Below are 22,415 nucleotides of genomic sequence, written 5' to 3' on the forward strand. Positions count from 1 at the left end.
TTTGGCTGAAGAAGCGTCCGGTCAGCCAGATCGTGCTGGAAGCCACCGGCGGCTATGAGCAGACTGTCCTGGACTTCCTTCACAAGGCCGGCCATCCGGTGATCCGTGCCAACGCCCTGCGAGCGCGTAGACTGGCTCAGGGGCTGGGTAAAGTGGCCAAGACGGACCGTTTGGACGCTCTTGTATTGGCGCAGATGGCCGCACTGGTGGAATTGCCTTCCTATCAGCCGCTGGAGCCCTGGCAGCGGAAACTGCGTGAGTTTGTGCGGGCGCGACGACAAACGATGCAGGCACTGACCGTAGCCCGCCAACAGCAGGAAATGGTGACTGACCGCGAGCTACGCCGGCAGATGCAAGGCAACATCATTCGCCTGCAGACACTGGTCGAGCGGCTGGGCAAGCAGATCTCTGAACAGGTCGCGCAGCAGCCTCAACTGGCAGTGCTGAAGTCGATGAAAGGGGTCGGCCCGGCATTGCAGGCGGTACTGGCCAGCTACCTGCCTGAGTTGGGTCAGATCAGCGGAAAAGCCATTGCCAGCCTGGTCGGCGTGGCGCCGATCTCCCACGACAGCGGAGCCATGCGAGGGAGGCGAAGCATCCATGGCGGCAGGGCCGAGATCCGCCAGGTGCTCTACATGGCAGCCATGTCGGCCATGCGACATGAGCCACGATTACGGGACTTTTACCGGTCGCTGCGGGCCCGCGGCAAGGAAGGAAAAGTAGCCATCGTGGCGGTGATGAGGAAGATGCTGGTGATTCTCAACGCTCGCGTGCGTGACGCTCAAGGCGGATCGATCCCCGCCTGAAGCCAACCTGCCGCGCGTGCCCCAAAAGGCTGCCGGCCAGCGGCCGGCACTACCGTGTGCGACTGTCGGCGGGGCCAAGGCCCATCTCTCAACACAGTTGCTACAGGGACGTACTTGCGGCGTGTCCTGCCTGCGTCACCCGTCCCCCTCAAGCCGCGATCAATGCAGGCGCCGCGAACAACGCTGTAAACCTACTTCGCATACTGCCCACCGCAGTCGGCATCCTTCCCCGGCCCCAGTTCGATCGTCGCCAGCAACGCCGCCGGCGGCGCGATGCTGCCCAGCGCCAGGGCCACGGCGCCACGAATACCCAGCGCCTTGAAGTCCGGGCGGAACGACGGGTCCTTGAACGTGCCACTGATGCGCAGCGGAGAGCGCAGCACCAGGATGCTCTTGTCCTTCGGGCGTGGCTTCAACAGCAGGTCCAGGCTCTCGTCGCGCAGGCTGACCGTGCCTTCGCCGATGAGGATCGTGTCGGTGGTATCCACCGCCAGTGCCTGGCTGGTCATCAGGCCGTCGCGCACGCCGAAGTCGGCGAAGGCGCAGCGCAGGGGGATCTGCTTGTCGCCGGTCACCAGGAATTTCAGCGATTCGGTAATGTCCAGCCCCGCCAGTTCCATTACCAGGTTACCGACATGGCCGCGGCCCATCGCCAGGCCGACCTTGCCATCGCTGCTGCCCAGCATCGCGGCGATCGAGTTGCCACGGCCGCTCAGGTCCACTTCGCCGCCTATGCCGCCCTTGGCCTGCTCGGCCAGCTTCGCGTCCGGGAGCAGCTGGCCCAGCTGCACGCCGCGCACGCTGGCCTTCAGCGCGGTGCGGATCTGCGGCTGACGTGCATCCATGCGGATCGTGCTGCGGATATCGCCGCCGGCCACGCCGAAGTTCAGCGGGTCCAGCCGTAGCACGCCGTCATCCAGCAGCAGGTGCGCATCCATGTCGTCCAGCGGCAACGAAGGGGCGTTGATGCGGTGGGCCTTCCAGCGCACGTCGGCATCCATCGCGCGCAGCTTGCCGAGGTTGTAGGGCGTGTCGGGCAGCACGCGTGCACGGGCAGCAACGCGTGCGGCCTCGGCCTTCTGTTCTGCGTTGGCGGTTTCGCCGCCGCCGGTCTTCGGTGGCGCGCCGACGAAGCCGGCCAGGTCATCGAAGTCCAGGCGCCTGGATTCCAGCGTCGCGGTCAGTCGTGGACGGTCGCGTCCCACCTCGAACTGCAGGTTGCCACCCAGGTCGCTGTCGCCGACCTTGCCGGTGAAGCCGTCGTAACGCCAGACGTTGTGGTCGCGCTTCAGGCGTCCGTCCAACGCATAGGGCGGTGAGGGCGGGATGGCGATGCCGAGCAGCGGGTAGAGATCGGCCAGATCCTGGCCACTGAGCGCGAACTGCAGGTCGAACACGCGCAGCTGGAAGGGGTTGGTGAGCGTGCCGCGGGCCACTGCGTGGGTGGCACCGGCGCGGCCGTCGAGGTGGATGCGGAACGGGTGGTCGCTGTCGGTCAGTTCCAGCGGTGATTCGGTACCGCCCTGCAGGGTGAACGGGTTGCCCTGCCAGCGGCCCTTGCCCCGCACCAGCAGCGGCGGCGAGGCATCGGCCTGTTTCGGTTGGCCGCTGTGCACGCCCACGCGGATGTCGGTGCGGCCCAGTGCGTCGAGGAACTGCAGCCGGCCGTCGTCGATGCGCAGGCGCTTGAGTTGCGGGCTTGTCCCGCCTCTGCTGTCACCCAGGAAATCCCAGTTTCCCGGCTCGCCCTTGCGCGGGGCGGTTTCCAGCAGCACGTCCGGTCGGGTCAGGCGCACTTCCGGCAGCTGCACGCTGCCGCGCAGCAGGGGCCATACCCGCACGTCGATCTCGAGGCGGTCGGCCGTGGCCATGTTCGGCTGCTTCGCCCAGGCGGCATTGGCGAAGGTGATCGCATCGGCACGGATGGTGCTGGTTCGGCCGAGGTCGACATCCAGGTGGCCGATGTGCAGTGCACGACCGGTGCGTGCCTGCACCGCGCGCTCGACCGGACCCTTGAACCAGTTCCAGTCCCACAGCGCGATCACCACCAGGATCACTGCCAGCAGGAAGACCAGGACCGTGAGCCAGCGCCGGCCGCGCGGGCCAGGTCTGCGGAAGCGCCAGCGGCAAGCGCGCGTTGCGGCAGGGGAGGCGGCAGCATTCACGCTGCCATGGTTGCCCCTCCATCGTGGACGGGGCGCGAAGCGTCCATGTGCGTGGTGTGCACAACCCGCGCCGTTACAGCACCTGCATGGTCACCGCGACGAAGTGGCAGACGCTGCCGCCGATCACGAACAGGTGCCAGATCGCGTGCGAATAGGGGATCGATTCGCGGTGATAGAAATAGGTGCCCAGCGTGTACGACAGGCCGCCGGCCAGCAGCCAGCCCAGCGTCCAGCCGTCGATCGAGGCCAGCATCGGCTTGATCGCCACGATCACCAGCCAGCCCATGGCGATGTAGATGCCGGTGGAAAGCGCCTTGAAGCGGCCGGTGTAGAACAGCTTGAACACCACCCCGGCCAAGGCCAAGGTCCAGATCGCGGCGAACAGGCCCCAGCCCCACGGGCCACGCAGGCCGATCAGGGTGAACGGGGTATAGGTGCCGGCGATCAATACGTAGATTGCGCAGTGGTCGAACACCTTCAGGCGGCCCTTGGCGACCGGGTGCTGGATGGCGTGGTACAGCGTGGAGGCGGTGTACAGCAGCAGAAGCGCAATGCCGAATACGATCGCGCCGGCCAGCTGCCAGCCATCGCTGTAGATGGCGGCCAGGGTGATCAGTACCGCACCGGCGCCCAGGGCGAGCACGGCACCGAGGCCGTGGGTCAGGGCGCTGGCGATTTCTTCGCGGATCGAAGCAACGGAAGTCGTGGACATGGCGTAGGCATCGTTCGCGGGGAGGGGGACCCGCACCCCCCTATCATCGCCGCGATGGGCGGCGTCTGCACGCCCGTCACCGTATGGTCGATGAATTGCCGGCCTGCGCCGGGTCCATGGTAGATCCACGCCATGCGTGGATGAACGCCCGGCACTGCAGGAGTCAGAGCCCTTTCCTGCGGAAAGGGATCCGACCGCGTGGCATCAGCCCACCGAAACCGTATGCGCCGCTTCGCGGGTGGCCGAGAAGCGCACGTCCGGCGAGCGTTCCTGCGCCAGCTGAAGGTTGACCCGGGTCGGTGCCAGGTAGACCAGGTGGCCGGCCGCATCCAGTGCCAGGTTCAGTGCGTTCTTCTCGCGGAACTCTTCCAGCTTCTTTTCGTTGCTGCAGTGGACCCAACGCGCAGTCGTCACGCTGACCGGCTCGAAGGTGGCTTCCACGCCGTACTCGTCCTTCAGGCGGTACGCGGCCACGTCGAACTGCAGCACACCGACCGCACCCAGGATCAGGTCGTTGCTGGTCAGCGGGCGGAAGAACTGGGTCGCACCTTCCTCGGACAGCTGGGCCAGGCCCTTCTGCAGCTGCTTGAGCTTGAGCGGATCACGCAGGCGTGCGCGACGGAACAGCTCCGGGGCGAAGTTCGGAATACCGGTGAAGGTGACCGCTTCGCCTTCGGTGAAGGTATCGCCGATGGAAATGGTGCCGTGGTTGTGGATGCCGATCACATCGCCCGGCCACGCTTCGGCGGCGATTTCACGATCGCTGGCCATGAAGGTCAGGGCGTTGGCCAGCTTCATTTCCTTGCCGGTGCGCACGTGGAAGGTCTTCATGCCGGCGCTGAAACGGCCCGAGCAGACGCGCATGAACGCCACGCGGTCACGGTGCTGCGGGTCCATGTTGGCCTGGATCTTGAACACGAAGCCGGTCAGCTTGTTCTCTTCCGGGGCAATCTCGCGGCCGGTGGTGGAGCGTGCCTGCGGCGACGGCGCATGCTCGACGAAGAAGTCCAGCAGCGGCTGCACGCCGAAGTTGTTCACGCCCGAGCCGAAGAACACCGGGGTCTGCTTGCCGGCGCGGTAGGCCTCCAGGTCGAATGGGTGGCTGGCGCCCTGCACCAGTTCCAGTTCGTCGCGCAGGTCGGCCAGCATCTGTGCACCGATCTTCTCGGCCAGGCCGGGGGCATCGATGGACGGGAAGATGGTCGAGTCCTGGCGGGTGAAGTTGCGGCCCGGTTCGTACAGGTGCACTTCGCCGGTGAGCAGATGCACCACGCCCTTCAGGCGCTGGCCCATGCCGATCGGCCAGGTGACCGGGGCGCACTGGATGCCCAGCACGGTTTCCACTTCATCCAGCAGCTCGATCGGGTCCTTGCCCTCGCGGTCGAGCTTGTTGATGAAGGTCATGATCGGGGTGTCGCGCAGGCGGCACACTTCCATCAGCTTGATGGTGCGCTCTTCCACGCCCTTGGCCACGTCGATCACCATCAGCGCCGAGTCCACCGCGGTCAGCACGCGGTAGGTGTCCTCGCCGAAGTCGGCGTGGCCGGGGGTGTCGAGCAGGTTGACGATCTTGCCTTCGTACGGGAACTGCATCACCGAGGAGGTGACGGAGATGCCGCGCTCCTTTTCCAGCGCCATCCAGTCGGAGGTGGCGTGGCGGGCAGCCTTGCGGCCCTTCACCGAACCGGCCATCTGGATCGCGCCTCCGAACAGCAGCAGCTTTTCGGTCAGCGTGGTCTTGCCGGCGTCAGGGTGGGAAATGATGGCGAAGGTGCGGCGACGCGACGCTTCGTTGGCGACTTCGGACATGGCAGTGGCGCCCGCCCGGGGCGCTTTTCAAAGAGATAAGCGCCCGATTATACCGGCCGGGGCCGGTCAGCGCCCGGTACCGCCGTCGGCCTCGCCCTGGCGGGCGAACTGCAGCTGGCCCTGCTCGGCGAAGATGCGTGCCGGCACCGAGCGCAGGCCCATGCCGCGGTTGACCTGTACCACGAAGTGCAGGTGTGGGGCGCTGCTGTAGCCACTGTTGCCGGACAGGCCGATCGGCTGCCCGGCCCCCACCGCCTGGCCGCGACGCACGCGCATGCCGCCGGCCTGCAGGTGGCCGTACAGGGCCATGCTGCCGTCGCTGTGCAGCACGCGGATGAAGTTGGCGCGGCCACCATCGCGTTCGCGGTCCTGGCCGTTGCCACGGAAGCCATCCTGGATCTGCATCACCGTGCCCTCGCGTGCGGCCAGCACCAACGTGCCTTCAGGCAGCGCGAAGTCGACCGCATCGCGGTTTTCCTCGTCGTCGTGGCTGAACCGGCCCTGCGGCGCCTGGTCCACGCGTGGACGGGCCGCATCGAACGGCAGGCGATAGGCCACATCCTCGGCACGTGCGGCCGGATTGCCCGGTACCGACTGCAGGCGCAGGTCCAGCGTGCGGCCGTCGAGCGGGGCAGGCAGGTGGCCGACCACCAGGCTGCTGTCGCCCTGGATCAGCGATTGCACCGGCAGCCCTTCGACCGGGTGTCCGGGTGCAGCGCGCAGCTCGATCTGCAGCGGTCCGGCCAGGGTGTTGTCGATACGGGCCTGCCATTGCGTGCCGACCGGTTGCAGGCGCAGCTGGGCCATCGGTGCGGCAGCCTCGGCATCGCCTGCGCGGGCGGCAGAAGCGGGAGGAGGCACCAGTCCCCAGCCCTGGCGCCAGTCGCCGGCGCTGGCCGTCGCACTCGCCAGCAGGGGCAGCAGCAGCCAGGTCAGGGGCAGGCGTGGCATCGGGGGTTCCAGCGGCAGGGACCGCCGGGACTGTACCGGATCCTGAACGGGACAACCGCGACGCCCCTCGCATACCCGGGACGAAAATATTCATCGCTTTATCCGCATGAAGGGATTGACAGTGCGCGGAAGGGCTGGCATCGTGGCCTCACCATCGAGACCGGCAGAGGGACAGGCCCTTTGAAGCCGGGGCAGCCCGCAGGCGCGCAAGCGTCCGCGTAGGTGCCAAATCCTGCGGGGACCGTGGCGTCCACCGAAAGATGGTTCGAACCATGCACCACACGTGCATCTCGAACGCGGGCCCCGCGAAGGCTCGATGGCCGATTCCCCAACCGGATCCCGCCATGAGCTTCGCCACCAGTACCGCCGTTCGCCCCGAACCCTTTGTCCCCGTCAGCGTGCCGGTCGAAGACCGTGTGCATGCCGAGCGCGGTGAGTTCGCCGCGGTGCTGTCGATGCGTCATGCCGGCCCCAGCCCGGTGCGCCTGCGCTACGAGTGGGTCGGCCCGGCCAACGCGCCGGTGGTGGTACTGGCCGGCGGCATCTCCGCGCATCGCCATGTGGCCTCCAACGCACAGTTCAGCGAGAAGGGCTGGGCCGAAGAGCTGGTCGGCAGGGGGCGCACGCTGGATCCGCAGCAGCTGCGCGTATTGGCGTTCGATTTCATCGGCGCCGACGGTGCGCTGGACGTGCCGATCGATACCGCCGATCAGGCCGACGCATTGGCGCTGGTGCTGGATCATCTCGGCATCCGCGCGCTGAAAGCCTTCGTCGGCTATTCGTATGGCGCGCTGGTCGGCCAGCAGTTCGCGATCCGTCATCGTGCCCGCGTGCGCCAGCTGGTGCTGGCCAGCGGTGCGCATCGCCCGCACCCGTATGCCGCCGCCTGGCGCGCGTTGCAGCGCCGCGCCGTCGCGCTGGGCCAGCTGCAGTGCGGCGAAGATCATGGCCTGGCGCTGGCCCGGCAGTTCGCCATGCTCAGCTACCGCACCCCGGAAGAATTCGGCGAGCGCTTCGATGCCGCGCCGGAAGTGATCAACGGCCGCGTGCGCGTGGCCGCCGAAGACTATCTCGACGCCGCCGGCGCGCAGTACGTCGCGCGCACACCGGTGACCGCCTACCTGCGCCTGTCCGAATCGATCGACCTGCACCGCGTCGACCCCGCCGCGATCCTGCCGCCGACCGTGGTGGTGGCCGTGGAGGGCGACCGCCTGGTGCCGCTGGCCGACCTCGTCGGCCTGGTCGAAGGTCTGGGCCCGCGCGGCAGCCTGCGCGTGCTGCGCTCGCCCTACGGCCACGACGCCTTCCTCAAAGAAACCGATCGCATCGACGCGATCCTCGCCACTGCCTTCCGCACCTCTGGAGAGTCCGCATGAGCCTGCACGCCAACGAGCCGTCCTGTAGTCGCACCACCGCCGCCGTCCGTGCCGGCATCGATCGCGATACCGCCCATGGCGCGGTCACCCCGCCGATCGTGCTGTCGTCGAACTTCAGCTTTGAAGGCTTCGGCAACAAGCGCCAGTACGACTACACGCGCAGTGGCAACCCCACCCGCGACCTGCTGGGTGAGGCGCTGGCCGAACTGGAAGGCGGTGCCGGCGGCGTGATCACCGCCACCGGCATGGGGGCGATCAACCTGGTGCTGAATGCACTGCTGCAGCCGGGAGATACCCTGGTGGTGCCGCACGATGCGTACGGTGGCAGCTGGCGCCTGTTCAATGCGCTGGCGAAGAAGGGCCACTTCGAACTGGTCACCGCCGACCTGACCGATCCGCGTGCACTGGCACAGGCGCTGGCCACCCAGCCGAAGCTGGTGCTGGTGGAAACCCCGTCCAACCCGCTGCTGCGCATCACCGACCTGCGCTTCGTCATCGATGCCGCGCACAAGGCCGGTGCACTCGTGGTGGTCGACAACACCTTCCTGTCGCCGGCGCTGCAGCAACCGCTGGCCTTCGGCGCAGATCTGGTGCTGCATTCCACCACCAAGTACATCAATGGCCACAGCGATGTGGTGGGTGGTGCGGTGGTCGCGCGCGATCAGGCACTGCACGAGCAGCTGGTGTGGTGGGGCAACGCGCTGGGCCTGACCGGTTCGCCGTTCGATGCGTTCCTGACCCTGCGCGGCCTGCGCACGCTGGATGCGCGCCTGCGCGTGCACCAGGAGAACACCGCGTCGATCGTTGCCCTGCTGGACCAGCATCCGGCAGTCGGTAGGGTCTACTACCCGGGCCTGGCCGATCACCCCGGGCATGCCATCGCCGCACGCCAGCAAAGCGGCTTTGGCGCGATGTTGTCGTTCGAACTGGCCGACTGCGAAGGCGATGATCCGCATGCCGCAGTGCGTGCCTTCGTCGATGGCCTGCGCTGTTTCACCCTGGCCGAATCGCTGGGCGGCGTCGAAAGCCTGATCGCGCATCCGGCCACCATGACCCATGCGGCGATGACCGCCGAAGCGCGTGCCGCCGCCGGCATCAGCGAAGGGCTGCTGCGCCTGTCGGTCGGCATCGAGGCCGAGCGTGACCTGCTGGCAGATCTGGGCGCCGCGCTGCAGCGCGCCGAAGCGGTGATTGATGCGGCCGCGCGTCGCAAACAGGTGGTGGATGCATGAGCGCGCTCGCCGCTGACATTCCTGCGCTGGGCGTGGGACGCCTGGCGCTGCTGGGCACTGGCACGGTCGGCTCGGCCTTCGTGCAGCGTTACCAGGCATTGCGGGCGCGTGGGCTGGAACTGCCCAGCGTGCAGTGGCTGGCCAATTCACGCACTGCGCTGGAGATCGATCGTGACCTGGTGTTGCCGCTGGAGCTGGCACGGCGTGCACCGCGCGATGGCCAGAGTTCGCCGCCGTGGGCCAGCGCCGAAGGACTGGAACGTGGCGACGTGGTGGTCGATGCCACCGCCAGCGAAGACGTGGCCGCACGCCACGTGCAGTGGCTGGCACGCGGCGTGCACGTGGTGACCGCCAACAAGCTGGGCCGTGGTGCGCAGCTCGCACGCGCGCAGGCGATTGCCGAAAGCTGCGCCGACAGTGGTGCGCGCTATGGCGACAGCGCCACCGTCGGCGCGGGCCTGCCGCTGCTGAGCAGCCTGCGCGCGCTGGTGGCCGGTGGCGATCACATCCATGCCATCGAGGGTGTGCTGTCCGGTTCGCTGGCGTGGCTGTTCCATCGTTACGACGGCCAGTCGCCGTTCTCGGCGGCGGTGCGCGAAGCGTTGGCGGCCGGCTATACCGAGCCCGATCCGCGCCTGGACCTGTCCGGCGAAGACGTGCGGCGCAAGCTGCTGATCCTGGCCCGCAGCAGCGGGCTGGCGCTGGATGCTTCGCAGGTGCAGGTGGATTCACTGGTGCCTGAAACGCTGGCAGCGTTGCCGCTGGAGGATGCACTGGGGGCACTGGAGCAGCTGGATGCGCCGTTGCAGGCGCGTTGGCAGCAGGCACGCGACAACGGCCACGTGCTGCGTTTCGTTGGCCGTGTCGATGGCGCGGGTGCGCAGGTGGGCCTGCGCGAGCTGCCGGCCGATCACCCGTTGGCGCAGGGCGCGGGCACCGACAACCGCGTAGCCATCCACAGTGACCGTTATCAGCGCCAGCCGTTGTTGATCCAGGGCCCGGGCGCTGGCGCGGAAGTCACCGCCGCCGCGCTGCTGGATGATGTGTTGCGGATCGTGGGTTGATCGCACCGCTTCTGTAGAGCCGAGCCCACGCTCGGCTGCTCCTGACAGAATCCCCATCCCGCCGGATGAGCCGAGCGTGGGCTCGGCTCTACAGGGGCACGCCTGCCGGTCAGCGAGACTTCAACGCCTTCAACAATGCGCTGTTGAACTGCTTCGGGTCCTGCACCTGCGGCGAATGCCCCAGTTCGGCGAACTCGACCAGCGTGGCGCCGGGAATCGTCGCGGCCGCGGCCTTGCCGAGCACCGGGTAATTGCCCAGCGTCGCCTTTACTGCAGGTGGTGCCAGGTCACGGCCGATCGCGGTGCGGTCCTTCTGGCCGATGAACAACGTGGTCGGCACCTGCAGGTTCTTCAGTTCGTAGACCACCGGCTGGTTGAACACCATGTCCGAGGCCAGCGCCTGGCTCCATGCAACGGCCTGCTTGCCCGGGCCTTCGTACATGCCCGACTGCATCCGCGCCCACGGTTCATACGCCGGTTTCCATTTGCCGTCGTAGTACACCTCCAGCTGGTAGCGGCGGATGCTGTCATAGCTGATGTTCAATTCGCCGGCGTACCACGCGTCCACGCTGCGCCACGGCACGCCCAACGCCTTCCAGTCTTCCAGACCGATCGGGTTGACCAGCGACAGGCTGCGCAGGTCCTGCGGGAACATCAGCGCGTAGCGCACCGCCAGCATGCCACCCATCGAATGGCCGACCAGGTGCACCGGCACATCGCCCAGTTGCAGCTGTTGCAGCAGGGCATGGGTGTTGGCGGCCAGCTGCGCGAAGGTGTACTGGTAGCGCTCGGGCTTGCTGGATTTGCAGAAACCCACCTGGTCCGGGGCGATCACCCGGTAGCCGGCGGCAACCAGCGGCTTGATCGATTCCTTCCAGGTGGCGGCGCAGAAGTTCTTGCCGTGCAGCAGCACCACCACACCGATGGGCGCCTTCTTCGGCGCGATGTCCAGGTAGGCCATTTCCAGCGGCTGCCGCTGCGATTCCAGTGCGAAGGTCTTCACCGGATAGCCGTAGTCGAAGCCTTCCAGGCGTGGCCCATAGGTCGGCGCAGCCAGGGCAGGCAGCGGCAGGCAGGCAAGCAGGGCGGCAGCGATCACGCGCATGGGGCGGTCCGGGGGCAGGGAGCCCCGAGCCTAACCGGAATGCGGTGACGGTGTCGTTCGGCGCTACAACTCAGCACTCGATGACGTTCACCGCCAGCCCACCGCGGCTGGTTTCCTTGTACTTGTCCTGCATGTCGCGGCCGGTATCGCGCATGGTCTTGATCACCTTGTCCAGCGACACCTTGTGCTTGCCGTCGCCACGCATCGCCATGCGCGAGGCATTGATTGCCTTCACCGCGCCCATCGCGTTGCGTTCGATGCAGGGGATCTGCACCAGGCCGCCGATCGGGTCACAGGTCAGGCCGAGGTTGTGTTCCATGCCGATTTCCGCGGCATTCTCGATCTGGCTGGGGTTGCCACCCAGCGCTGCGACCAGGCCACCGGCCGCCATCGAGCAGGCCACGCCCACTTCGCCCTGGCAACCCACTTCGGCGCCGGAAATCGAGGCGTTTTCCTTGTAGAGGATGCCGATCGCCGCCGAGGTCAGCAGGAAGTCGAACACGCGCTGCTCGTTGGCGCCGGGGCAGAAGCGGTCGAAGTAGTGCAATACCGCCGGCAGCACACCCGCGGCACCGTTGGTCGGCGCGGTCACCACGCGGCCTCCAGCCGCGTTTTCCTCGTTCACCGCCAGTGCGTACAGGTTGACCCAGTCCAGCGTGGTCAGCGGATCGCGCATCGCCGCTTCCGGCTTCGACGACAGCTCGCGGTACAGCGCCGGTGCACGACGGCCCACCTTCAGGCCACCCGGCAGCACGCCTTCCTCACGGATGCCGCGCGTCACGCACGACTGCATCGCACTCCAGATCTCGCGCAGCTGCGCGCGGATCTCGTCCTCGCTGCGCCAGCACTTCTCGTTCTCGAACATCAGCTGGGCAATGCTCAGGCCGCTGCGCGCGGTCTGCGCCAGCAGCTCGTCGCCGCTCTTGAACGGGTAGGGCAGTGGGGTCTCGTCGGGCACGATGCGGTCATCGGCCGCGTCGTCCTGGTTGACCACGAAGCCACCGCCGACGGAGTAGTAATCGCGGGTGGCGATCACTTCGTCCTCGGCGTTGTACGCGGTGAAACGCATGCCGTTGGTGTGGTACGGCAGCTTCTGGCGCTTGTTCATGCCGAGATCGCGCTTTTCGTCGAAGGCGATCTCGTGCTGGCCCATCAGCTGGATGCGCTTGCTGCTGCGGATGCGCTCCAGGGTGGCCGGAATGATGTCCGGGTCGATCAGGTTGGGCCGCTGCCCTTCCAGGCCCAGCAGGATCGCCTTGTCGGTGCCGTGGCCGCGGCCGGTCAGCGCCAGCGAGCCGTAGACATCGGCGCGGATGCGCGCGACTTCGTGCAGGCGGCCCGGATCGAGCAGCCAGCGGTGGATGAATCGCTCGGCGGCCTTCATTGGCCCGACGGTGTGCGAGGAGCTCGGGCCAATGCCGATCTTGAAAACGTCGAACGTGCTGACAGCCATGGTTGCCGTACTGCGGGTACCGGAAGAGACCGCTATTCTAGCGGTTCATGCCGCACTTCCATGGCTGCGGCGCAGCATTTCCGCCAAGGGGTCCCATCCGGTGTTGACTCTGTTCCAGCGTGACGACTGCCACCTGTGCGACATGGCCCTGGCCGAGCTGGCCAAGGCCAGGGCGCCGGAGTTCGAATCGGTGTTCCTGGATGACCAGCCGGCGCTGGAGCCGCGCTACGGCGCGCGGGTGCCGGTGCTGCGCGACGAGCGCGGTGACCGTGAGCTGGACTGGCCGTTCGACGCGGCCACGGTTAAGGCTTGGCTGGCTGAAAGCTCATTGTAGAGCCGAGCCATGCTCGGCTGACGCGCGCAGCGCGACCTGGACGGCAGCCGAGCATGGCTCGGCTCTACAGGATGCGGCCGGGGCCGTGCCCCGGCCCATCGCTCATTTCGCGTCGAACTTCACGATCGTGCTGATCGCGGTTTCGTCCGGGATGGTCTTGGTGTCGGCCCAGTCACCGCTGCCGACGCCGAAGTCCAGGCGCTTGACCGTGGCCTTGCCGGTCAGCACCGGCTGGGTGCCCGGCTTCCAGGTGAAGGTCAGCGTGACTGGCTTGCTGACCCCGCGCAGTTCCAGGGTGCCGTCGGCGGCGAACTGGTCGTTGCCCACCGCTCGGAAGCCCTTGGCGGTGTAGCGCGCGGTGGCGAACTTGCCGACGTTGAAGAAGTCGGCGGTCTGCAGGGTCGAGTCGCGGTCGCTGTTGCCGCTCTTGGCGCCGGCCAGCGGGATCACCACGTCCAGCGAACCGGCGGCCGGGTTGGCCGGGTCGAAGCTGAGCTTGGTGGCAAAGCCCGGGAAGCTGCCGGTGAACACTTCGCCGTCGTACTTGGTCGCGAACACCAGGATCGAACCGGCACCGGGGGCCTGCGCGTAGTCGGCGGCGAGCACCGGGGCGGTGGCCAGCATGCCGGCCAGGGCGGCGGCCACGGCGGCCGGAGTGGTCAGTTTCAGGTTCATCGGTCAGTCCTTCTGAGGGGAGGTGAGCCAGCCACGCGGCAACATGCGGGACAAGGTCGCATCGCGCTGGAACAGGTGGTGGTAGAAGGCAGCGCCGGCATGGGCCAGCACCACCGCGATCAACAGCCAGAAGCCGTATTCGTGGATGGCATGGGATACCGCAACGACCTGCGGGTCCGGGCCACTCAGCTTGGGCACGTCGACCAGGCCGAACCAGCGGAACGGGCGCAGGCCGCTGGCCGAGTCGTACAGCCAGCCCGATAGCGGGATGGCAAACATCAGCACATACAGCAGCACATGGGTGGCACTGGCGATGCGTTCCTGCCAGCTGGGCACGCCCGGCACCGGCTTGGGGGCACCGGCATACAGGCGCCAGCCGAGGCGGAAGAGTACGAGCGCCAGCACGGTGATGCCGATCGACTTGTGCGCGGTATAGACCCAGAAATACTTGGGGGTCTTGGGCAGTTCGCCCATGGTCAGGCCGACCACGCCGAGGGCGAGGATCAGCAATGCGATCAACCAATGCAGGATCTGGCTGACACTCCCCCAGGCGGCGGGGGTGTTCTTGGCGGTCATGAAGGGTCCTCTAGGGGGCCGTCTTGGGGTCGGAGTGTGGAACGGGAGCGGGAGTTCCCGGGGCGTCGCTGCGGTCGAGTGTGGCTTCAGCCTCGATCCTCAGCTGTACTGCATCACCGATGACGCCCGGCCAGGCGGTGATGCCGAACGCGCGCCGGCTCAGCGTGGTGCTGGCGGAAAAACCGGCGGTGCGTCGGAACGGGGGCAGGGGATAGCGCTTGATGGCGTTGAGGGTCACGTCCAGCGTGATCTCCTGGCTGACCCCGCGCAGGGTCAGGGTGCCGATCACGTGGGCGCGCCTGGCATCGATCGGTTCGACCCGGCTGGAGACGAAATGTGCGTTCGGGAAACGCTCGCCATCCAGAAGACTGCGGGCCAGCGTGGCCTGGTTCCATTTGGCATCACCCAGGTCCAGTCGCGACACGGGGACCTCGACATCCAGTGTGGCCTCGCGCCAGTTGTCGGGATCGAACTGCAGGCGGCCCTCACTGCCGGAGACCGTGCCCATCGCCTGCGAGTAACCCGCGTGGTCGATGGTGAACAGCACACGCGTATGCACCGGATCGAGGCGATAGGTATCTGCATCCGCCCAGGCGGGGGCGGTGGCGAGCAGCATCGGCAGCAGGGCCAGGCAGGGACGCATCGATGGCGGGCTCCGGAAAGGGGGACGTTGCGATCATACGCACAGCCCCCTGCCAACGTTGCGTGCATGGCTGCAACAGTTCGTGGTGGGTCCACCGCTGGAAACAGGCTGTTGCAGCCATGAAGCCGGCCCTGTGTGACAATCGGGACAGGACAGGGGGTTCAGGATGACGAGCGGTTGGCGCCGGTGGTGCCGAGGCATCGCGGGAATGGGGCTGCTGCTGATGGCGTTCGCCACGGCGGCCACGGCCCTGGACATGGCGGAAACACCGCGCCTGCGCCGTTTCGGTGCCGCCGAAGGCATGCCCTCGCGCATGGTGCTGGCGTTGGCCGAGGACCGCCAGGGCCATATATGGGCTGCCACCGATGGTGGCCTGGTGCGCTATGACGGCGGCAGCCTGCGGGTCTGGGAACATGATCCGGAGCAGCCGGGATCGCTGCCCGGCAACGAGATCGAGACCCTGCTGGTCGATCCCCTGGATCGCGTCTGGGTCGGCATCAATGGCAAGGGCGTGGCCCGGCTGGATGCTGACCGCGAGCACTTCAAGACCTTCGATGCGGTCAACGGCCCCTGCATGAGCCAGTTCTGGACGTTGGCCTACGCCGAGGATGCACTGTGGATCGGCACCAGTGGCCATGGCGTCTGCCGTTTCGGTGAAGACGGCAGCCTGCGCTTCTTCGAGCATGATCCGGCCCGTCCTGGCGGGTTGCCCAGCAATACCATCTACAGCAGCCTGGTCGATGCGCAGGGGCGCCTGTGGATCGGCACCGAGGCGGGCATTGCGCGCTGGAACGGCACTGGATTCGAGGCTGTCGCGCCGCGCGAACTGGGGGCGCTGAGTGTGTTGCGCCTGAGCCGCGACCCCGATGGCTCGATCTGGGCCGGCAGCCAGAACGACGGCCTCTACCGTATCGACGCGCAGGACCGGGTCAGTCGTCCGCGCTGGACCGACAGTGCACGCCTGCGTTCGGCACTGGTGCTGGCCGATCGCCAGGGGGGGTACTGGGCGGGCACCTCCGATGGCCTGTTGCGCGGAGATGCCAGCATGCTGCGGCGGCTCGACGGCGACCGTGGCAGTGGTTTCCTCACTGCCCAGAGCGGTGTGCTTGATCTGATGCAGGACCATGAGGGCGGATTGTGGGTGGCGCTGCTGACCCAGGGCCTGGCCTACCTGCCGCCGGACTGGCGCCGGTTTTCGATCTGGAACCAGCTTGACGGCAAGCCGCTGGACAGCCAGTACCTGTTGAGTGCAGCCAGTGATGGCCGGAATTACTACGTCGGCTCAGCGCATGGCGTGTACCAGCTGGACGCGCAGGGAGTGCTGAAGTTGTTGGCCAGCGATCGCGAGATCGGCCGCGGGGCGGTGTGGTCGGTGCTGCCGCGGCCGGACGGGCGCCTGTGGCTGGGGCGTGCCGGCCGCATCAGCGTGTATGACCCGGCCACCCGCGCGCTGCACGATTGGCATATCGATGGAGGGGCCGACCTGCGCCAGCGCATCGATCTGATGCGGCAGGCCCCCGATGGCACGGTCTGGCTGTCGGTGATGAACCTGGGCCTGCAGCAGCGCAGCGCCGATGGCCGCGTGCTGCGTAGTTTCCCGCTGGAGGATCTCCGCAAGACGGCCGATTCACCGGTTGAGCAGATCCGCTTTGATGCCCAGGGCAAGGCCTGGGTGATGGGCGACATGGGGATCTGGCGTGAACAGGCCGGGCGTTTCGAAGCGGTGCCGGGCGTTTCGCGTGGGCTGATCTACGATCTGGTGTGGGTGGATCCACAGCAGCTGTGGCTGGCCCGCCAGGGCGCGCTCGAGCGCTACCAGTGGGATGGCATGAGCCTGCGCCTGATCCAGCGCATCGATGGCAGTGCGGGCGTGCCGTCGGTGAGCATGGGGGGACTGGCGTTGGCCGAAGATGGCCGCCTGTGGGCGACCACGCCACGTGGCCTGCTGCGGTGGGACCCGAAGGCGCGCCGCCTGCAGCAGTTCAACGAACGCGATGGCCTGCCCGATGCCGAGTTCACCAGCCGGCCGCCAGCGGTGAATGCCGATGGTCGCGTGCTTGCGGTGGCCCAGACCGGCCTGGTGGTGTTCGATGTGAATGCTGCCGATGCCGTGTTGCCGCCGTCGTCGCTGGTGATCGCCGAGGTCCGCGTGCGGCGCGATGATGCCCGTGGCTGGCAACCACTGCCGACCACCGGCACGCTGTTGCTGGGGCCGGATGATCGTGATCTGCAGATCGATGCACGACTGCTTTCCTATGCCAATCCGCAGGGCAATCGTTACCGCTTCCGGGTGCAGGGCTATGACCAGAATTGGGTGGAGCAGGGCGGTGACGGCCAGCGCACGTTGTCGCGGCTGCCGACCGGCAGCTACGTCATTGAAGTCCAGGCAGCCACGGCCAGTGGCGCGTGGACGCCTTCGCAGCAGTTGCAGGTGAAGGTGCTGCCACCCTGGTGGCGCAGCGGCATGGCGATCTTCGGCTACCTCCTGATCGGCTCGCTGCTGCTGCTTATCCTGGTGTGGTCGATCCGTGCGCGCCTGCGCCGCCGCCAGCAATGGCAGTTGACCGTGCACAAGCAGCAGCTGGCAGAGCAGGCCTCACAGGCCAAGAGCCGGTTCCTGGCCACGCTGGGCCATGAGGTACGCACGCCGATGACCGGTGTGCTCGGCATGAGCGAACTGCTGCTGGCCACCCCGCTGGATGCGGTGCAGCGCAGCTATGCAGGCTCGATCCAGCAGGCTGGCAGCCACCTGCTGCGGCTGGTCAACGACGCGCTGGATCTGGCCCGCATCGAGGCCGGCCGGCTGGAGCTGGACCTGCGCCCGTTCGATCTGGCCGGCCTGCTCGACCAGGTGCAGGCGTTGATGCAGCCGATGGCGAAGCAGCGCAACCTGGAGTTCCAGCGTGGGAGCGATCCGCCGGGGCCGGTCAGCGTCAGCGGCGACGAGATGCGCGTGCGGCAGATCCTGCTGAATCTTCTGGGCAACGCAATCAAGTTCACCGAGCGTGGGCACGTCGGCCTGGCCGTGCGACTGGAGGAGAATGGCGGCGGCCTCTGCTTCGAAGTGCATGACACCGGCCCGGGCATCAACGCCGAGCAGCAGGACCGCCTGTTCCATCGCTTTGAACAGGCGGACGGCCCGCGCACTGCGTCGCGCTATGGCGGCAGCGGGCTGGGCCTGGCGATCTGCCAGGAGCTGGCCGTGGCCATGAACGGACGCATCGAAGTGGACAGCCAGCCGGGCAAGGGCGCGCGTTTCCGGGTGTGGTTGCCACTACCCTGGATCCGGCAGGCCACCAATGCGCCGGGCGAATCGCCGGTGCTGCCGATGCTGCCGCCACTGCGCATCCTGCTGGTGGAGGATGACGCGACCGTGGCGGAGGTCATCGCCGGCCTGCTGCGTGGCCGTGGGCACGATGTGGTGCACGTGCTGCATGGCCTGGGCGCGCTTTCGGAGATCGCCACCGATGGCTTTGACGTGGGCCTGCTGGATCTCGATCTGCCGGCGCTGGACGGCACCGCCATCGCCCGCCAGCTGCGCACCATGGGCTATGAACTACCCCTGGTGGCGGTCACCGCACGCTCCGATGCCTACGCTGAGACCCAGGTCCTGGCGGCCGGGTTCGATGGCTTCCTGCGCAAGCCGGTGACCGGTGACATGCTGGTGGCTGCCATTGCCCAGGCGCGCGCAAAACGGCAGACCACCCTTTGAATGCGGCAGTGCCGGGCGTGAACGGCGCGACTTTCGGTTTACCATGCCGACGCCCGTAGTGCGGGAATCATCAGAAGCAGCGTGAGGAGGCAATCGGTGGTGTATCTGCGGGCGGCGATGCTGCTGCTGGTCCTCCTGTGCTGCCTGTCGCCCGCTGCGGCGCAGCCGGTGCCACCGAGCCCGCGCCAGGTGACGGTGTTCGACGGCTTGCCGTCCAATACCGTGAACCGCATGGCCGAGGACCGTTACGGTTACCTGTGGATCGCCACCAACGACGGCCTGGCCCGCTACGACGGGCGCAACTACCGGATCTGGCGTTCGGAAGACGGCCTGCGCGACAACCGCATCTGGACGGTGCTGGTCGATGCCCGCAACCAGCTCTGGATCGGCACCGAGAACGCCGGTCTTGTACGGATGTCGGCCGATCGCCGCCAGCTGCATTTCTACGACCGCAGCAGCCAGCCGTTGATGGGCACCAACACGGTCTGGAGCCTGGCCACGACGCCGGATGGTTCGGTCTGGTTCGGCACCCACGAAGGTGGTCTGTACCGCCTGGACAACCAGGACCGGCTGCAGCGCTTCCTGCCCGAAGCGAACAACCCACGCAGCCTGCCGGCCGCATCGGTGCCGTACCTGGCAACCCTGGCCGATGGCAGCCTGTGGATCGGCACCAAGCATGGCGTCGCGCGCTGGACCGGCACAGACTTTGAACGGGTCGGTGCCGGCATCGTTCCCAGCCAGCTGATCAATGGCCTGACGGCCGAGCCCGATGGCAGCCTCTGGATCAGCACGATGGCCGGTGCCGTCGTGCGTCGCCCCGACGGTCGTTTCGAGGCGCCGTCCTGGAAGCTGCCCGAAGGCGAACAGGTGCTGGGCATGATGCTGCGCGACGAGCAGGGCGGGCACTGGCTGGACACCCGCACCGGCCTTGGCCGGGCGGTCGATGGCCAGTACCAGGCCGTGCCCCTGTACAGCGCCGTGGCGCGTGGTCCGGTGCGCCCGAACTGGACCGGCGCCTACGAGGATCGCGAGGGTGGTATCTGGCTGGCCAGCACCAACGCCGGCCTCTGGCACCTGCTGCCGCGTTGGTGGCAGTTCTCGGTGCTGTCGCGGCTGGAGGACGACCCCCGCTCGCTGCGCAACGCTTTCGTGCTGGGTACCAGCCCGTCCAGCAACGGCGGCATCTGGACGGTCGGCAGCCACGGCGCGCTGGACCGCTTCGATCCGAAGACCGGCAGCATCGAACAGCATCGCACCTGGGTCAACGGCATGCACTGGCTGACCTCGGTGCGCGAGGATCGCCGCGGCCAGGTCTGGATCGGTTCCAACGACGCACTGCTGCGCTATGACCCGAAGCGGCGTGATCTGCGCCGCTGGGGCCGGGATGCCGGCGCCGACGCGACCATGGAAGGGGTCATCGAATCGATGATGACCTGTGATGGTGACAGTCTCTGGCTGATGCTGTCGGCGGGTCTTCAGCAGCGCGATCTGGATGGGCGCCTGCGGCGCCAGCTGGACAATGGCCAGCGCGGATTGCAGCAGGGCCAGCTCAATCTCGACGTGGAATGCGGGCCTCAGGACCATATCTGGCTGGCCAGCAGCCGTGGCCTGCTGCAGTGGCTGCCGGAAAGCGAGCGTTTCCAGCCGGTGCCGGGTGCACCGGCGACCGCGATCCATGCTCTGCACGTGGGAAGCGATGGCCAGGTCTGGCTGTCCGAGGATGGCCGCCTGTCGCGCTACCGCTGGAGCCAGGGCCGGCTGGAGCGGCAGGCCGTGATTGGTGCCGAGCAGGGCTACCCGGCGATCTCCGCCTCGGGACTGGTGGTCGATGCCCAGGGGGTAGCGTGGGCAACCAGTGCGCGTGGCCTGGTGCGCATCGGTGCCGATGGCCAGAGCGTGCGCCTGTATGGCGTGCACGACGGCCTGCCGAGCCAGGAATTCCGTGAGCACACGCTGGTGATGTCGGGAGACGGCCATCTGGTGGCGGGTACGCCGGCCGGTGTGGTGGTGTTCGACCCGGAGCAGGTGCGGCCCTCGATGCGGCGTGCGCCGCTGGTGATCGAGCGGGTGGAGGTGCGCCGCAACGAGCAGGTGCTGGACCTCACCCACGACACGCCGTTGCAGATCGCCGATGGCGACCGCGATCTGCGCATCGTCGCGCGCCTGCTGTCATTCGCCGATTCGGCGTCCAATACCTATCGTTACCGGTTGGCCGGCTACGACCCGGACTGGGTGGAAGTGGGACCGGCCGGTGAGCGCCTGTTCTCGCGGCTGGCACCGGGCAGCTATCGGCTGGAAGTGCAGGCGCGGTCGGCCGACCATGTCTGGTCACGGGTGCAGAGCCTGGAATTCCGCGTGCAGCCACCGTGGTGGCGCAGCTTGTCCGGCCTGCTGGTGCTGGCCTCGTTCGCGCTGCTGCTGACCAGCTGGTTCGCTTGGCTATACCGTCGTCGCCTGCAGCGCCGCCACGCCTATCAGCTGGCGCTGCACAAGCAGGAGCTGGCCGAACAGGCATCGGCCGCCAAGACCCGCTTCCTGGCCAACCTTGGCCATGAGATCCGCACGCCGATGACCGGTGTGCTGGGCATGAGCGAGCTGCTGCTGTCCTCGCCTCTGGATCCGCAGCAGCGCGGCTATACGCAATCGATCCGCCATGCCGGCGAGCACCTGCTGCACCTGGTCAACGATGCGCTGGACCTTGCGCGGATCGAATCGGGTCGTCTGGAATTGCAGCACAAGCCGTTCGCACTGAGCAGCCTGCTGCAGGACCTGGCCGCGCTGATGGGGCCGTTGGCGGCGCAGAAGGGCCTGCGTTTCACCCTCGACAACCAGCTGCCCCCCGGCCTGCAGGCCACCGGCGATGCAATGCGGGTCCGTCAGATTCTGCTGAATCTGCTCTCGAATGCGGTCAAGTTCACCAGCCGCGGCACCATCACCCTGCACGCGCGCGGCGACGCCGAGCTGCGATCGCTGCATTTCGAGGTGCGCGACACCGGCCCCGGCATCAGCCATGAGCAGCAGCAACGCCTGTTCCGCCGCTTCGAGCAGGCCGATGGTGCACGTACCGCCGCCCAGTACGGCGGCAGTGGCCTGGGCCTGGCGATCTGCCGCGAACTGGCGCATGCGATGCAAGGGCGCATCCAGGTGGAGAGCCAACTCGGTCGCGGCACCTGCTTCGGCGTGACGTTGCCGTTGCCGATGGTGGTCGATGCCAATGCCGAAGCAGATGGTGAAACGCACCGCGAGGACGCGGCGAACATGCCGCCATTGCGGGTACTGCTGGTGGAGGACGATGCGACCGTGGCCGACGTGGTGCGCGGGTTGCTGAGTGCGCGCGGGCACGAGGTCGTGCATGCGGGGCATGCGCTGGCGGCACTGCGCGAGATCAGCGCCGGTGATTTCGACGTCGGCCTGCTGGATCTTGACCTGCCGGGCCTGAGTGGCTTCGAGCTGGCCCAGCACCTGCGCAACCAGGGCTACATGCTGCCGCTGCTTGCCGTGACCGCGCGGACCGATCCGGACCTGCAGCAGCAGGTGGAAGCGGCCGGCATCGGCGGTTTCCTGCGCAAGCCGGTGACCGGTGAGCTGCTGGTGGAAGCGATCGCCAGGGTCATGGGGCGGTAGGGGGTTCGGCAGGGCCTGCGGCCCTGCACCTGCGGCAAGCCGGAGCAACAGCAACCGCCGAAGCAAAAGCTGGCTTCCTGTGGGATGGCGGGGTGGGTCCGGTTACGGGGGACGCTGCAAGTCCCCCTCCGGGGCCCGGCCCAGCCGCTGGCGGCTGTGCGTTCGGGCGCTTGCGAAG

The 22,415-nt window shown here is 67.5% G+C and carries 16 protein-coding genes and 1 riboswitch; of the genes, 7 read left to right on the plus strand and 9 right to left on the minus strand.

Translation table 11 applies throughout. The features are described 5' to 3' along the window. A partial coding sequence (locus ACTJJM_RS20015) for an IS110 family transposase (RefSeq protein ID WP_313125091.1) occupies positions 1-806 on the plus strand: 806 nt, incomplete at its 5' end. 191 nt (positions 807-997) lie between these two features. Here the strand turns inward: ACTJJM_RS20015 and ACTJJM_RS20020 are convergent. The 4 genes from ACTJJM_RS20020 to ACTJJM_RS20035 all read right to left on the minus strand — a co-directional run bounded on the left by ACTJJM_RS20020 (position 998) and on the right by ACTJJM_RS20035 (position 6,443). After that, complete coding sequence (locus ACTJJM_RS20020; RefSeq protein ID WP_440865917.1) at positions 998-2,971, minus strand: AsmA family protein; 1,974 nt, start codon at positions 2,969-2,971, stop codon at positions 998-1,000. Positions 2,972-3,044: 73 nt separating this feature from the next. Next, a complete protein-coding gene (gene trhA, locus ACTJJM_RS20025) occupies positions 3,045-3,683 on the minus strand; it encodes a PAQR family membrane homeostasis protein TrhA (RefSeq protein ID WP_010482744.1) in 639 nt (212 codons plus the stop codon). Positions 3,684-3,887: 204 nt separating this feature from the next. Continuing rightward, the gene (locus ACTJJM_RS20030; protein WP_010482745.1) at positions 3,888-5,492 is read right to left on the minus strand and encodes a peptide chain release factor 3; all 1,605 of its coding nucleotides are present in this window, start codon (positions 5,490-5,492) and stop codon (positions 3,888-3,890) included. A gap of 66 nt (positions 5,493-5,558) precedes the next feature. After that, positions 5,559-6,443 (minus strand): M23 family metallopeptidase, encoded by an 885-nt coding sequence (locus tag ACTJJM_RS20035; RefSeq protein WP_440865918.1) that lies wholly within the window; start codon positions 6,441-6,443, stop codon positions 5,559-5,561. Positions 6,444-6,591: 148 nt separating this feature from the next. Further along, positions 6,592-6,710: riboswitch (SAM riboswitch) on the plus strand. A gap of 77 nt (positions 6,711-6,787) precedes the next feature. Between ACTJJM_RS20035 and metX the strand changes: the two genes are divergently transcribed. Genes metX through ACTJJM_RS20050 form a run of 3 tightly spaced genes read left to right on the plus strand, consistent with a single transcriptional unit; the run spans position 6,788 to position 10,115 of the window. Continuing rightward, the gene (gene metX, locus ACTJJM_RS20040) at positions 6,788-7,819 is read left to right on the plus strand and encodes a homoserine O-succinyltransferase MetX (RefSeq protein ID WP_100446416.1); all 1,032 of its coding nucleotides are present in this window, start codon (positions 6,788-6,790) and stop codon (positions 7,817-7,819) included. Beyond that, positions 7,816-9,051 carry an O-succinylhomoserine (thiol)-lyase gene (locus ACTJJM_RS20045; protein ID WP_010482748.1) on the plus strand — a complete coding sequence of 412 codons (1,236 nt, stop codon included), beginning with the start codon at positions 7,816-7,818 and terminating at the stop codon, positions 9,049-9,051. The genes metX and ACTJJM_RS20045 overlap by 4 nt, the downstream gene beginning before the upstream one ends. Then, on the plus strand, positions 9,048-10,115 hold the full coding sequence (locus ACTJJM_RS20050) for a homoserine dehydrogenase (protein WP_010482749.1): 1,068 nt from the start codon (positions 9,048-9,050) through the stop codon (positions 10,113-10,115). Before ACTJJM_RS20045 ends, ACTJJM_RS20050 begins: the two co-directional genes overlap by 4 nt. A 109-nt stretch (positions 10,116-10,224) precedes the next feature. On the opposite strand, the gene ACTJJM_RS20055 is transcribed toward ACTJJM_RS20050, so the two are convergent. Together ACTJJM_RS20055 and ACTJJM_RS20060 are read right to left on the minus strand one after the other, a co-directional pair. After that, the gene (locus ACTJJM_RS20055) at positions 10,225-11,220 is read right to left on the minus strand and encodes an alpha/beta fold hydrolase (protein WP_191849819.1); all 996 of its coding nucleotides are present in this window, start codon (positions 11,218-11,220) and stop codon (positions 10,225-10,227) included. Between the two features lie 70 nt (positions 11,221-11,290). Next, a complete protein-coding gene (locus tag ACTJJM_RS20060) occupies positions 11,291-12,673 on the minus strand; it encodes an L-serine ammonia-lyase (protein WP_019338791.1) in 1,383 nt (460 codons plus the stop codon). Between the two features lie 100 nt (positions 12,674-12,773). On the opposite strand from ACTJJM_RS20060, the gene ACTJJM_RS20065 reads away from it, so the two are divergent. Continuing rightward, positions 12,774-13,007 carry a glutaredoxin family protein gene (locus ACTJJM_RS20065; protein ID WP_019338792.1) on the plus strand — a complete coding sequence of 78 codons (234 nt, stop codon included), beginning with the start codon at positions 12,774-12,776 and terminating at the stop codon, positions 13,005-13,007. A 102-nt stretch (positions 13,008-13,109) separates the two neighbouring features. Here the strand turns inward: ACTJJM_RS20065 and ACTJJM_RS20070 are convergent, their stop codons facing one another. From ACTJJM_RS20070 to ACTJJM_RS20080, 3 genes are read right to left on the minus strand one after another with little or no spacing between them, the layout of a single operon-like run. Beyond that, positions 13,110-13,682, minus strand: coding sequence for a YceI family protein (locus ACTJJM_RS20070; RefSeq protein ID WP_019336389.1), 573 nt, complete (start codon positions 13,680-13,682; stop codon positions 13,110-13,112). 3 nt (positions 13,683-13,685) lie between these two features. Continuing rightward, positions 13,686-14,258 (minus strand): cytochrome b, encoded by a 573-nt coding sequence (locus ACTJJM_RS20075; RefSeq protein WP_010482755.1) that lies wholly within the window; start codon positions 14,256-14,258, stop codon positions 13,686-13,688. A 10-nt stretch (positions 14,259-14,268) separates the two neighbouring features. Continuing rightward, positions 14,269-14,901, minus strand: coding sequence for a YceI family protein (locus ACTJJM_RS20080; protein ID WP_071306228.1), 633 nt, complete (start codon positions 14,899-14,901; stop codon positions 14,269-14,271). Between the two features lie 166 nt (positions 14,902-15,067). Here ACTJJM_RS20080 and ACTJJM_RS20085 point away from each other — a divergent pair, with 166 nt between their 5' ends. Beyond that, entirely contained in the window at positions 15,068-18,613 is a 3,546-nt protein-coding gene (locus tag ACTJJM_RS20085; RefSeq protein ID WP_019336387.1) for a hybrid sensor histidine kinase/response regulator, read from the plus strand. A 96-nt stretch (positions 18,614-18,709) separates the two neighbouring features. Then, the gene (locus ACTJJM_RS20090) at positions 18,710-22,237 is read left to right on the plus strand and encodes an ATP-binding protein (RefSeq protein ID WP_440865919.1); all 3,528 of its coding nucleotides are present in this window, start codon (positions 18,710-18,712) and stop codon (positions 22,235-22,237) included. Positions 22,238-22,415: the final 178 nt, after the last annotated feature.

The sequence above is a fragment of the Stenotrophomonas sp. 22692 genome, from assembly GCF_052045015.1.
GTDB classification, from domain to species: Bacteria; Pseudomonadota; Gammaproteobacteria; order Xanthomonadales; family Xanthomonadaceae; genus Stenotrophomonas; species Stenotrophomonas geniculata.

Excerpts from the sequence above, each read along its gene's own strand:
- trhA (WP_010482744.1), bottom strand. The coding sequence starts at position 3,683 with ATGTCCACGACTTCCGTTGCTTCGATCCGCGAAGAAATCGCCAGCGCC.
- ACTJJM_RS20030 (WP_010482745.1), bottom strand. The coding sequence starts at position 5,492 with ATGTCCGAAGTCGCCAACGAAGCGTCGCGTCGCCGCACCTTCGCCATC.
- ACTJJM_RS20035 (WP_440865918.1), bottom strand. The coding sequence starts at position 6,443 with ATGCCACGCCTGCCCCTGACCTGGCTGCTGCTGCCCCTGCTGGCGAGT.
- metX (WP_100446416.1), top strand. The coding sequence starts at position 6,788 with ATGAGCTTCGCCACCAGTACCGCCGTTCGCCCCGAACCCTTTGTCCCC.
- ACTJJM_RS20045 (WP_010482748.1), top strand. The coding sequence starts at position 7,816 with ATGAGCCTGCACGCCAACGAGCCGTCCTGTAGTCGCACCACCGCCGCC.
- ACTJJM_RS20050 (WP_010482749.1), top strand. The coding sequence starts at position 9,048 with ATGAGCGCGCTCGCCGCTGACATTCCTGCGCTGGGCGTGGGACGCCTG.
- ACTJJM_RS20055 (WP_191849819.1), bottom strand. The coding sequence starts at position 11,220 with ATGCGCGTGATCGCTGCCGCCCTGCTTGCCTGCCTGCCGCTGCCTGCC.
- ACTJJM_RS20060 (WP_019338791.1), bottom strand. The coding sequence starts at position 12,673 with ATGGCTGTCAGCACGTTCGACGTTTTCAAGATCGGCATTGGCCCGAGC.
- ACTJJM_RS20070 (WP_019336389.1), bottom strand. The coding sequence starts at position 13,682 with ATGAACCTGAAACTGACCACTCCGGCCGCCGTGGCCGCCGCCCTGGCC.
- ACTJJM_RS20075 (WP_010482755.1), bottom strand. The coding sequence starts at position 14,258 with ATGACCGCCAAGAACACCCCCGCCGCCTGGGGGAGTGTCAGCCAGATC.
- ACTJJM_RS20080 (WP_071306228.1), bottom strand. The coding sequence starts at position 14,901 with ATGCGTCCCTGCCTGGCCCTGCTGCCGATGCTGCTCGCCACCGCCCCC.
- ACTJJM_RS20085 (WP_019336387.1), top strand. The coding sequence starts at position 15,068 with ATGACGAGCGGTTGGCGCCGGTGGTGCCGAGGCATCGCGGGAATGGGG.